Below are 11,768 nucleotides of genomic sequence, written 5' to 3' on the forward strand. Positions count from 1 at the left end.
CCCATATACTCGGTAATCAGTTGAAGCGGAAGAGAGAATAATATGAACTTGGAACGTTCCGAGCGTATCGAGATCCCCGTACTACCTCTACGTGACGTGGTGGTTTATCCTCACATGGTCATTCCTTTGTTTGTTGGCAGAGAAAAATCCATCCAATGCCTTGAAGCGGCGATGGATAACAATAAGCAAGTGTTACTTGTGGCACAAAAGCAAGCGGAAACCGACGAACCGAAAATTGAAGATCTTTTTGAAGTCGGGACAGTTGCAACGATTTTACAACTTCTGAAATTACCTGACGGTACCGTGAAAGTGTTGGTTGAAGGCCAACAGCGAGCGAAAATTGATCGCTTCATCGAGCGTGAATTTTTCTCCGCAGAAGCGCAGTATCTTGTCACTCCTGAGTTGGATGATAAAGAGCAGGAAGTCGTCGTTCGTAGCGCAATCAACCAATTTGATGGTTTTATCAAACTCAATAAGAAAATCCCGCCTGAAGTATTAACGTCGTTAAATGGGATTGATGAAGCAGCGCGTTTGGCTGATACCATCGCCGCTCACATGCCATTGAAATTGATTGAAAAACAAAAAGTTCTCGAAATTGTTGATGTCAGTGAACGTTTGGAATTTTTAATGGGACAAATGGAAGCGGAGATCGATCTATTACAGGTTGAAAAACGCATTCGTGGTCGCGTTAAAAAGCAGATGGAAAAATCTCAGCGTGAGTATTACCTCAACGAGCAGATGAAAGCGATTCAGAAAGAATTAGGTGAGATGGATGACGCACCTGATGAATTTGAAATGCTGAAGAAGAAGATTGACGATTCCAAAATGCCACAGGAAGCGCGCCAAAAAACGGAACAAGAGCTGCAGAAATTAAAGATGATGTCTCCAATGTCTGCAGAAGCAACCGTTGTGCGTAGCTATATTGATTGGATGGTCAATGTTCCTTGGGCCAAACGTTCAAAAGTTAAGAAAGATTTGGCAAAAGCTGAAGAGATTTTAAATGCCGATCACTACGGTTTAGATCGTGTCAAAGAGCGTATTTTAGAATATCTCGCGGTACAAAGTCGTATCAACAAGCTGAAAGGGCCAATTTTGTGTCTTGTCGGTCCCCCGGGCGTTGGTAAAACGTCTCTTGGCCGCTCGATAGCGGCGGCAACAGGTCGACAATATACCCGTATGGCGTTAGGTGGAGTGCGTGATGAAGCAGAAATTCGTGGTCACCGCCGTACTTACATCGGTTCTCTTCCGGGTAAGTTGATTCAAAAAATGGCGAAAGTTGGCGTGAAAAACCCACTGTTCCTGCTTGATGAAATCGACAAAATGTCTTCAGATATGCGTGGTGACCCATCTTCTGCATTGTTGGAGGTGCTTGACCCTGAACAAAATAGCACCTTTAACGATCACTATTTAGAAGTGGACTATGACTTGTCTGATGTCATGTTTGTTGCGACATCAAACTCAATGAACATCCCAGGTCCGCTGCTTGACCGTATGGAAGTTATCCGCCTTTCCGGATATACAGAAGACGAAAAGCTGAATATTGCTAAACGCCATCTAGTGACTAAGCAAGTTGAGCGGAATGGTTTGAAGCCTCATGAAATTGTTATCGAAGATTCAGCCATTATTGGTATTATCCGTTATTACACACGTGAGGCGGGCGTACGAAGCTTAGAGCGAGAGATTTCAAAAATTTGCCGTAAAGCGGTGAAGAAAATCTTGTTGAATAAAGACATAAAAACCGTGGTAGCCAACCAAGAGAATTTAAAAGAGTTTCTAGGTGTGCAACGTTGTGATTTTGGCAAAGCCGACGACAGTAACCAAATTGGCCAAGTTACGGGTTTAGCATGGACAGAAGTAGGCGGTGATTTGCTGACTATTGAAACCGAATCAATGCCTGGCAAAGGCAAGTTGACGCAAACTGGTTCTCTGGGCGAAGTGATGCAAGAATCCATTCAAGCTGCGATGACTGTGGTTCGCGCACGCGCCGAGAAATTAGGGATTAACGCTGATTTCTATGAAAAGCGTGACATTCACGTTCACGTGCCAGAAGGCGCAACACCAAAAGATGGCCCAAGCGCGGGTATTGCTATGTGTACGGCGCTTGTCTCTAGCTTGACGGGTAATCCTGTGAAAGCGGAAGTCGCGATGACGGGTGAGATAACGTTGCGTGGTGAAGTATTACCTATCGGCGGTTTGAAAGAAAAACTGCTCGCAGCACATCGTGGTGGTATCACCACCGTATTGATCCCAAAAGAGAATGAGCGTGATTTGGAAGAGATCCCTGCAAATGTGATTGCTGATCTAAAAGTCATTCCCGTTCAATGGATTGATGAAGTTTTGAAGATCGCACTTGAACGAGACCCTTCTGGGGTTGAATTTGAAGCTAAAAAATAGTGATGTGCAGCAAAAATAAGTAAAAGATCACGCTGATAGGCTTAAAAAGGCTTGTCAGCGTTTTTTTTGGGCGCTAACGTAAGCCCCTATAGCTTGCAGCCCAGATGTAATAAGGCTTCAAGCTAGTTTGGGAACTTAATGGAACGAAAAGTCACCGTTAAAAAATAATAATGGGTGACGCAAAGGGGAATCACAGTGAATAAAACACAATTAGTAGAAAAAATCGCAGAAAACGCTGACATCTCTAAAGCATCGGCAGGCCGTGCTCTTGATGCATTCATCGAAGCCGTTAGTGGCACTCTTCAATCTGGCGATCAAGTAGCGCTTGTTGGCTTTGGTACATTTAGCGTTCGCACTCGTGCAGCGCGCACGGGTCGTAACCCTAAAACGGGTGAAGAGATCCAAATCGCAGAAGCAAAAGTACCTGCTTTCAAAGCAGGCAAAGCGCTTAAAGACGCTTGCAACTAATCAAAATCGTTATTTTTTGCGGCTTAAGCGCAAAATTAATTCGAACCTTTTGAAATTATGCGCATCCTACTGATGCGCATTTCTTTTTCTGATATTATCGCGCTATTCAATTTTTAGGCTGAAGTGTGAAGCTTCTTATCCGGAGAGCAGTTAGATTATGATGGATCGATTACGCGAAGGCGTGAACAGCATCGCGGTGAAAATTATTCTAGGAATGATTATCTTATCATTCGTATTCGCAGGTGTCGGTAGCTACTTGGTCAGCGGTGGCAGTAATGCTGCGGCTAAAGTTGGCAATAGTGAGATTGGCCGTGGTGAATTTGAACAAGCGTACCAGAACGAGCGCAATCGCATGCAATCCCAATTAGGGGATTATTTTGCTAACTTGCTCGCTGATCCTCAGTATGTCGAGTCATTTCGTAAGTCAGTGCTTGATCGTATGGTTAACGATTTATTGTTGGAGCAGCATGCACAATCACTAGGTTTACGAGTGAGCGATGATCAGGTTCGTAAAATGATTTTAGACATGCCCCAATTCCAGACTGGCGGTAAGTTTGACCAAGAAATCTATCAAGCGGCTCTTCGCCGTGCAGGTTTCTCTGCTGAAAGCTTTGCAGAATATCTACGTCGTGATCTTATCCGTAACCAGTTACTTAGTGCTATCCAAGGTAGTGAATTTACGTTGCAGGGTGAGGTTAATCAGCAAAGTGAACTGATCTCTCAAACCCGTGATATCCGTGCGCTCACATTGTCACTCAGCGACTTTGCTAAAAATGTTGAGTTGAGTGATGAAGAAATTACTCAATATTATCAACAAAATGCAGAGCGCTATACCCGTCCAGAGCAGGTTAAAGTGGCTTATATCGAGCTTTCTGCCCAACAATTGAAAGACCAAATTGTAGTGTCTGATGAACAGGCCGAGCAGTACTACCAAGAGCATTTAGACAAATACTCCACTCAAGCACAGCGTAAAGTAAGCCATATTTTGGTTCAAGGTGATGATAAAACTAAAGCGCAGGCGATTCTCGATGAACTGAATGCTGGCGCTGATTTCGCGACTTTAGCGAAAGAAAAATCAGAAGACGTAGGAAGCGCAGAAGAGGGTGGTTCGCTAGGTTGGATTGAACATGATGTGATGGACCCAGCTTTTGAACAAGCAGCCTTTGCTATCGAACAGATAGGGGATATCACAGGGTTGGTCAAATCTGAATTTGGCTATCACATTATCCGTCTTGATGATGTTAAAGCCCCTATCGCACAGCCCTACGCACAGGTTGCCTCTGAAATCAAAGCTGAAATGGTAGACCAAAAGGCCGCAGATCAGTTTTATGAGTTGCAGACTAAGCTAGAAAAAGTGGCATTTGAATCACCTGACTCTCTGGATGAAGCAGCAAACGCTATCTCAGCTAAGATTCAGAAAACCGATTTTATTTCTCAGCAAGATGCGCCTGAAATTCTTAAAAATCCAGCTGTTCTTCAAGCTATTCTAAGCCCAGAGGTAAAAGAAGATAGGCTCAATTCTGAGGTATTAGAAGTTGCCCCAGAACATGTTATCGTTGTTCGTGTTGATGATGCTCGGGAACAAATAGTTCTTCCTTTGGCTGAAGTGAAAGAGCAAGTGGTTACTCAGCTTTCTAAAGTCAAAGGCGAACAACAAGCGATTGAGTTAGCCACAAAATTGATTGATACGCTAAAGCAAGGTGACCAATCCTTATTGGAACAGCGTGGGTTAAAATTTGCTGAGTTGGAAATGATTGATCGTAGCTCTCCATTGGCGAGTACGGTGTTTTCTCTCCCTAAACCCGCTACAGATAGTGTTGTTTACGGTCAAGCGAAAGCAATGAACGGTGATATTGTTCTTGTTGAACTACATAAGGTTGAGGCTAAAGTCACACCTCAGTACAACGATCAAATTACGGCTCAGTTAGAGCGCATCGGTAGCCAACGTGATTTGGCTGCGATACTTACAACTTTGCGTAAAAATACAGACATTGAATATTATGTTGTGAGCCAATAAAGGCTAGTAATGTAATTGATATGAAACTTAAAATGGGCTGCTTATGCAGCCCATTTCAATTTCTACCTTTTTGATTCCCTCTCATTTCCAAGCTCAATTAATATTGGTACCCATTAATAAACAAGGAAATGTTCATATGAAATTGAAAACAAAACTCGGGTTGTTACTTCTAAGTATCGTATTGCCTCTTTCACCGACATTAGCAGAAGAAAAGGTGGTAGAAACGCACCAAGGCATTGAAATTACGGTTAATATAAATCAGGCTTCCGCTGAGGAAATTGCTACTTTGTTAAAAGGTATTGGACTTAAAAAAGCACAAGCGATTGTTGAATATCGTCAACAAAATGGCGATTTTAAAACCAAAGAAGATCTGAGCTTGGTGAAAGGCATTGGTGCCGCTACTGTCAGGCAAAACGCTGAGCGTATCATTTTATAAAAGTCTCTATCAAAAGCGTCGCCCCCTAAAAGCGACGCTTGTATCACTGTGAAATTTCAGTCATATCACCATTCCTTCCTAGCGCCTGTAACGGATAAGCACTATAATTTGTCGCCGACAAAAGCGAGCAAGCAAGCCGCATAAAAACTAAGTGGAGTAAATCATGTCCTCTCACACTCCGGTAATTACCGTAGATGGACCAAGTGGTGCAGGTAAAGGCACTCTTTGTATGTTGTTGGCTAAGAAATTAGGCTTTCATTTGCTCGATTCTGGAGCTATTTACCGCGTTCTTGCATTGGCGGCGATTCACCACGGTGTGGATACTGAGTCGGAAGAAGCGCTTGTTCCTCTGGCGACACATTTAGATGTCCAATTTATCGCAGAAGGCGACTTGGTTAGAGTGATTCTTGAAGGTGAGGACGTATCGAAAGAATTGCGCAAAGAAGAGACAGGAATGGCGGCATCAAAAGTAGCGGCATTGCCTAGAGTTCGTGAGGCATTATTACGTCGCCAACGAGCCTTTGCGAAAGGGCAGGGACTGGTTGCTGATGGACGTGATATGGGCACAGTTGTGTTTCCTCAAGCAGAAGTGAAAATATTCCTCGATGCCAGTGCGCAAGAGCGAGCCCAACGTCGCTTTAAGCAGTTGCAACTCAAAGGGCTAGATGTTAAATTTGACGCCCTTTTAAGCGAGATCCAAGAGCGTGACGACCGAGATCGTAACCGCCCAGTGGCCCCATTACGCCCTGCAGAGGATGCGCTATTGCTTGACTCAACCTCAATGTCTATCGACGAAGTTGTAGAAGAAGCATTACAATATGTAGAATCTAAGCTGGCAGAGTAGTTCTGCTAGGTAAGAGCGTCGGTCGCAAGGATGATGACTGGCGAATTTAATAACCCCATGCGGTAGGATACCCATGGAAGTTTAATTATTGAAGATTAAATAAATGACTGAATCTTTTGCTCAACTCTTTGAAGAGTTTTTAAACGAAACACAATTTCAACAAGGTACAATCGTTAAAGGTACTGTAGTCGCTATCGAGAATGGTTTCGTTCTTGTTGACGCTGGTCTTAAGTCTGAGTCTGCTATCCCTGCTGAACAGTTCAAGAACGCTGCTGGCGAACTTGAAGTTGAAGTTGGTTCTGAAGTAGACGTTGCTCTAGACGCTGTTGAAGATGGTTTCGGTGAAACTCAACTTTCTCGTGAGAAAGCTAAGCGTCATGAAGCTTGGATCGTTCTTGAGAAAGCTTACGAAGAAGCTGAAACTGTTATTGGTATTATCAATGGTAAAGTTAAAGGTGGCTTCACTGTTGAACTAAACGGTATCCGTGCTTTCCTTCCAGGCTCTCTTGTTGACGTGCGTCCTATCCGTGACACTACTCACCTAGAAAACAAAGAGCTAGAGTTCAAAGTTATCAAACTAGACCAGAAACGTAACAACGTTGTTGTTTCTCGTCGTGCTGTTATCGAATCAGAAAGCAGCGTTGAACGTGACGAACTTCTTGAAACTCTACAAGAAGGCACTGAAGTTAAAGGTATCGTTAAGAACCTTACTGACTACGGCGCATTCGTTGACCTTGGTGGTGTTGATGGTCTTCTACATATCACAGATATGGCTTGGAAACGCGTTAAACACCCATCAGAAATCGTTAACGTTGGTGACGAAATCCTAGTTAAAGTTCTTAAGTTTGATCGTGATCGTACTCGCGTATCACTAGGTCTTAAGCAACTTGGCGAAGATCCATGGGTAGCTATCGCTAAGCGTTACCCAGAAGGTCATAAACTATCTGGCCGTGTAACAAATCTAACTGACTACGGCTGCTTCGTTGAAATCGAAGAAGGCGTTGAAGGTCTAGTACACGTTTCTGAAATGGATTGGACTAACAAGAACATCCACCCATCTAAAGTTGTTAATGTTGGCGACGAAGTTGAGGTTATGGTTCTTGATATCGACGAAGAGCGTCGTCGTATCTCTCTAGGTCTTAAACAGTGTAAAGCTAACCCATGGCAGTCATTCGCTGAAGCGCAAGCTAAAGGCGACAAAGTTACTGGTAAGATCAAGTCTATCACTGACTTCGGTATCTTCATCGGTCTAGACGGCGGCATCGACGGTCTAGTTCACCTATCTGACATCTCTTGGAACGTTCCTGGAGAAGAAGCGGTACGTGATTACAAGAAAGGCGATGAAATCTCTGCAGTTGTTCTAGCAGTAGATGCAGAGCGTGAGCGTATTTCTCTTGGCGTTAAGCAAATGGAAAACGACCCGTTCAACGCATATGTTGCTGATAACAAAAAAGGTACTCTAGTTAACGGTACTGTTACTGCAGTTGACGCGAAAGGTGCTACAATTGAACTTGTAGACGGCGTTGAAGGTTACATCCGTGCTTCTGAAGCATCTCGTGACCGTATTGAAGATGCGTCTCTAGTCCTAAGCGTTGGTGACAGCGTTGAAGCGAAATTTACTGGTGTAGACCGTAAAAACCGCGTAATCAACCTATCTATCAAAGCTAAAGATGAAGCTGATGAGCAAGAAGCAATGGCTACACTGAACAAAGCTGATGAAGGTGCGTTTGGTAATGCTATGGCTGATGCATTCAAGGCTGCTAAAGGCGAATAATCTAACTCGCTAAAAGGGGCCGTAAGGCTCCTTTTTTTTCAGTTAGTGCCTACTTTGATAAGTAATGAGGGAAACTATGACTAAGTCTGAATTGATAGAAAGACTCTGTGCTGAGAAAACGCACCTATCTGCTAAAGAAATTGAAGACGCTGTGAAAGATATTCTTGAACATATGGCATCAACTTTAGAAAGCGGAGAGCGAATCGAAATTCGCGGATTTGGTAGTTTCTCTTTGCACTATCGTGAGCCTAGAGTAGGTCGTAATCCTAAAACCGGTGATAAAGTGGTGTTGGATGGCAAATTCGTCCCTCATTTCAAGCCAGGTAAAGAGTTACGTGAGCGAGTTAATGAGAATATCTAAAGCGATTTAGAGAGTATTCTAAAAAACGGCATACAGTTTAAGTATGCCGTTTTTTTAAGAAAGGAATCCATAATAGACGTGGTTTGTAAGGCCATTTTCCTGCATAATCAGACCAGATCAATACTGGATAGGTAGTGGCATATGAAAATTATAAAAATCGTTCTAATTCTTGCACTTTTTTTGATTGCTTTAGCACTAGGGGCTCAAAATCAAGCAGTTGTGACGTTTAACTATTTGATCGCTCAAGGCGAATTTCACCTGTCTACTTTACTTGGCACTGTCTTTGTCTCTGGTTTTTTACTTGCTTGTTTGCTTGGCAGTAGCTTCTACTTCAAGTCTCAGTTGCAAGTTAGAAAGTTGAATAAGCAACTGAAAAAGCAAACAGCAGAGAACAGCTCTGTAACAAGTAAAGCGTAGTGAAATAAAGGCTGACTTGATGTTAGAAATTCTCTTCTTGCTATTACCGATTGCCGCCGCCTACGGCTGGTATATGGGAAATCGTAGTGCTCAGCAAGACAAGCAGAAACACTCTCACCAAATTTCTCGTCAGTATGTGACGGGTCTTAACTTACTGCTTTCTGATCAATCAGATAAGGCCGTTGACCATTTTATCGAGCTACTCCAAGTAGACAATGAAACGATTGATACCCACTTAGCGCTGGGCAACTTATTCCGTTCAAGAGGAGAGGTTGATCGTGCTATCCGCATCCATCAAAATCTCATATCTCGTTCAAGTCTTACTATTGACCAAAAAAATCTCGCCTTACAACAATTGGCAAAAGATTATATGGTGGCAGGCTTTCTCGACCGCGCTGAAAAAATATTTGAACAACTGATTGAAGAGCCCGAACACAAAGAAGCGGCGTTACAACAATTGGTTTCTATTTACCAACAGACTCGAGAGTGGCATAAAGCTATCGATTACGCTTATGCGTTGGTCAAATTAGGCAGAAAAAGGATGCACAGTGTTATAGCCCATTTTTGGTGTGAACTTGCAATGCAAGAGAAGGCTGAAGGACGCGATAGCAAAGCGATTCAATATCTTAAAAAAGCGCTGTCTGAAGATCCGAAGTGTGTACGCGCAACGATCTCTTTAGGTAAGCTGTATCTTGAAAATGATGACTACCGTCATACAATCCAGTATATGCAGATGGTCTTGGAGCAGGACATTGATTTTATCGGCGAGGTATTGCCGACGCTTGCTGAGTGCTATCACCATATTGGGAAAGAGGGTGAACTTGTTGAGTTTTTACGCGAGTGCATTATCAATGAAGCTGGAGTGTCAGCTGAACTGATGCTCGCACAGTTGGTGGCACAACATGATGGTGCTGGAGCAGCACAGGAACTTTTGACACGGCAATTGGTTAAAAATCCGACCATGAAGGGCTTCTACCGTTTAATTGACTACCATCTCATCGAAGCAGAGGAAGGTCGAGCGAAAGAGAGTTTGTCGACCTTGCAAAAATTGGTAGGTGAGCAACTAAAAGTAAAACCTCACTACCGATGCAGAAAGTGTGGTTTCTCAACTCATTCTCTCTACTGGCACTGCCCATCATGTAAGAATTGGGGTTCAATTAAACCTATCCGTGGTTTGGATGGTGAATAGAGTTCATGTACTGGAGTTACTGATCGACTCGAAAACTGCAGCTTATGAAAGCTGCATTTTTTTAGCTTAATTATTTTAGGAGTGAAAATGAAAGACCAGAGAGTAATTGTCGCGTTGGATTATGAGCAACAAGCGGAAGCGTTAGCTTTTGTTGATAAAATTGACCCCAACAGCTGTCGATTAAAAGTGGGCAAGGAGATGTTTACCCTGTTTGGTCCCGATTTTGTGCGTGAGCTACACAAAAGAGGTTTTTCGGTATTCTTAGACCTAAAGTTTCATGATATTCCCAACACGTGCTCTAAAGCCGTACGTGCGGCGGCTGAGCTTGGCGTATGGATGGTGAATGTTCATGCCAGTGGTGGGGAGAGAATGATGTCGGCGTCTCGCCAGATTCTTGAACCTTATGGTAACGATAGACCACTACTTATTGCTGTCACAGTACTAACCAGTATGGAACAAGCTGATCTTCGTGGCATTGGCATCGATGTTGCGCCTAAAGAGCATGTAATGCGTCTGGCTAGCCTAACTCAAAATGCAGGGTTAGATGGAGTGGTATGCTCAGCTCAAGAAGCGCACATGCTTAAGAGCCATCTTGGTCAAGAGTTTAAATTAGTTACGCCAGGGATTCGTCCTATTGGTTCTGAAACAGGAGACCAAAGACGTATTATGACTCCGAGTGAGGCCATAAAAGCTGGTTCAGATTATCTAGTCATCGGTCGCCCAATTACTCAGGCAACAAGACCGGATGAAGTCCTAAAAGCGATAAATGATACGTTAATTTAACTTAATGTTTTCTTTACGTTGCTGTATGAAAAAGGTCGCTTATGCGACCTTAAAAATACTTCCTAAGCAAAAATAATGGGCTACCATTTTTTCTTTTCACCAAACAGTGCTTCCATATCACTATTTCTCTCGTTATCTTCAATTTGTTGAAGATCCGTTGCACTTTTTGTTTGGCGTCGTTTTTCTAAGTCATCATACATTGATTGAAGTTTTTCACGAGCTTGATTGGAATAAGCATCATTTTTTGAGCTCAGAACATCGATCCCTTTACGCAATAGCTGAATCGCAGTTCCGGGTTGCCCACGAACGATAGAATCATTTGCCCGCTTAACAACATTTTCAATGTTGATTCGAATTTGTATTGTTTCTAGACGCGCATTTTCAGCGACGTAAGATTGTGTTTCAAAACGTCCTTTATTGTGCTCACTACGAATCGTGTCTCTTAAACGTTTCACTAGTTTAAGCATAATCAAAGCTTGTTTATCGCTGGTGGGTACTTTAAACGTTGTACTGTCACCACCTGGGTGGTTTTCTTGTAAATGCTTAATTTGCCCTTTCATATGCTCAATGCGTTGTGCCAACTGCTTATTTTTCGGGTCAAGCTCATACATACTAAGTAGGGCATCAAGGATACGGGTATTTAAACACACTAAGAGTTCTTTACTAAACGGCATGTGGTGTGCGTTGCCGATAAGGTCTTCTGTCGCATCAATAATGGCGATATATCGAGTCGACTCCTGCTTTTTAGCTGACTCGACCTTTACTTTGTATTGAAGCATGATGTTATAGCCAAGGACTAACACCAGCAAAACTGCTACAAGAGCAATGATTAAACCTATATTCATATAATCCGTATCTTTATTAGAATTCAGTGGCTAGCAATTAAGAATACACGATCCTTAGTTATCACTACACCTTCAAATTGACTATTTTTATTATTCCTGTTTTAACCCCTAAAAACTGCCTTTTATTGCTTAGATTGGGCGATAGTTGGCAAAAATTTAGTCAGCTACGCAAAATACTTACTTTTTTCTTCGCTCTTGAATCATCAAGCTTTGAATTGAGAGTGTTAAGCGTTATAACTA

Annotated in this window: 11 protein-coding genes; 10 read left to right on the top strand and 1 reads right to left on the bottom strand. The window is 42.8% G+C overall.

Translation table 11 applies throughout. From position 1 onward, the window contains the following. The first annotated feature begins 42 nt into the window (after window positions 1-42). The 10 genes from lon to pyrF all read left to right on the top strand — a co-directional run bounded on the left by lon (window position 43) and on the right by pyrF (window position 10,683). Window positions 43-2,394, top strand: a complete 2,352-nt coding sequence (gene lon, locus AACT21_RS00710) for an endopeptidase La (protein WP_013857184.1) — start codon at window positions 43-45, stop codon at window positions 2,392-2,394. A 195-nt stretch (window positions 2,395-2,589) separates the two neighbouring features. Further along, entirely contained in the window at window positions 2,590-2,862 is a 273-nt protein-coding gene (locus tag AACT21_RS00715; protein WP_026027116.1) for an HU family DNA-binding protein, read from the top strand. A gap of 157 nt (window positions 2,863-3,019) precedes the next feature. Beyond that, window positions 3,020-4,879, top strand: a complete 1,860-nt coding sequence (gene ppiD / locus AACT21_RS00720; RefSeq protein ID WP_019282002.1) for a peptidylprolyl isomerase — start codon at window positions 3,020-3,022, stop codon at window positions 4,877-4,879. Between the two features lie 136 nt (window positions 4,880-5,015). Beyond that, complete coding sequence (locus tag AACT21_RS00725; protein ID WP_017044597.1) at window positions 5,016-5,315, top strand: ComEA family DNA-binding protein; 300 nt, start codon at window positions 5,016-5,018, stop codon at window positions 5,313-5,315. Between the two features lie 163 nt (window positions 5,316-5,478). Further along, the gene (gene cmk / locus AACT21_RS00730; RefSeq protein WP_013857180.1) at window positions 5,479-6,159 is read left to right on the top strand and encodes a (d)CMP kinase; all 681 of its coding nucleotides are present in this window, start codon (window positions 5,479-5,481) and stop codon (window positions 6,157-6,159) included. Window positions 6,160-6,262: 103 nt separating this feature from the next. Next, window positions 6,263-7,933 (top strand): 30S ribosomal protein S1, encoded by a 1,671-nt coding sequence (gene rpsA, locus AACT21_RS00735; RefSeq protein WP_013857179.1) that lies wholly within the window; start codon window positions 6,263-6,265, stop codon window positions 7,931-7,933. Between the two features lie 76 nt (window positions 7,934-8,009). Further along, window positions 8,010-8,294, top strand: coding sequence for an integration host factor subunit beta (gene ihfB / locus AACT21_RS00740; protein WP_010317449.1), 285 nt, complete (start codon window positions 8,010-8,012; stop codon window positions 8,292-8,294). 141 nt (window positions 8,295-8,435) lie between these two features. Continuing rightward, window positions 8,436-8,711, top strand: coding sequence for a LapA family protein (locus AACT21_RS00745; RefSeq protein WP_017044598.1), 276 nt, complete (start codon window positions 8,436-8,438; stop codon window positions 8,709-8,711). 19 nt (window positions 8,712-8,730) lie between these two features. Then, the gene (gene lapB / locus AACT21_RS00750; protein WP_026028046.1) at window positions 8,731-9,900 is read left to right on the top strand and encodes a lipopolysaccharide assembly protein LapB; all 1,170 of its coding nucleotides are present in this window, start codon (window positions 8,731-8,733) and stop codon (window positions 9,898-9,900) included. 87 nt (window positions 9,901-9,987) lie between these two features. Then, on the top strand, window positions 9,988-10,683 hold the full coding sequence (pyrF, locus tag AACT21_RS00755; protein ID WP_094164069.1) for an orotidine-5'-phosphate decarboxylase: 696 nt from the start codon (window positions 9,988-9,990) through the stop codon (window positions 10,681-10,683). Between the two features lie 80 nt (window positions 10,684-10,763). Here the strand turns inward: pyrF and AACT21_RS00760 are convergent, their stop codons facing one another. Next, window positions 10,764-11,528, bottom strand: a complete 765-nt coding sequence (locus AACT21_RS00760; protein ID WP_013857174.1) for a hypothetical protein — start codon at window positions 11,526-11,528, stop codon at window positions 10,764-10,766. Window positions 11,529-11,768: the final 240 nt, after the last annotated feature.

The organism is Vibrio sp. V08_P9A1T1, assembly GCF_963874405.1.
Lineage (GTDB): Bacteria > Pseudomonadota > Gammaproteobacteria > Enterobacterales > Vibrionaceae > Vibrio > Vibrio anguillarum.

Bases quoted from the DNA above. Each gene is read 5' to 3' on its own strand.
- lon (WP_013857184.1), top strand. From the start codon at position 43: ATGAACTTGGAACGTTCCGAGCGTATCGAGATCCCCGTACTACCTCTA.
- ppiD (WP_019282002.1), top strand. From the start codon at position 3,020: ATGATGGATCGATTACGCGAAGGCGTGAACAGCATCGCGGTGAAAATT.
- AACT21_RS00725 (WP_017044597.1), top strand. From the start codon at position 5,016: ATGAAATTGAAAACAAAACTCGGGTTGTTACTTCTAAGTATCGTATTG.
- cmk (WP_013857180.1), top strand. From the start codon at position 5,479: ATGTCCTCTCACACTCCGGTAATTACCGTAGATGGACCAAGTGGTGCA.
- rpsA (WP_013857179.1), top strand. From the start codon at position 6,263: ATGACTGAATCTTTTGCTCAACTCTTTGAAGAGTTTTTAAACGAAACA.
- ihfB (WP_010317449.1), top strand. From the start codon at position 8,010: ATGACTAAGTCTGAATTGATAGAAAGACTCTGTGCTGAGAAAACGCAC.
- AACT21_RS00745 (WP_017044598.1), top strand. From the start codon at position 8,436: ATGAAAATTATAAAAATCGTTCTAATTCTTGCACTTTTTTTGATTGCT.
- lapB (WP_026028046.1), top strand. From the start codon at position 8,731: ATGTTAGAAATTCTCTTCTTGCTATTACCGATTGCCGCCGCCTACGGC.
- pyrF (WP_094164069.1), top strand. From the start codon at position 9,988: ATGAAAGACCAGAGAGTAATTGTCGCGTTGGATTATGAGCAACAAGCG.
- AACT21_RS00760 (WP_013857174.1), bottom strand. From the start codon at position 11,528: ATGAATATAGGTTTAATCATTGCTCTTGTAGCAGTTTTGCTGGTGTTA.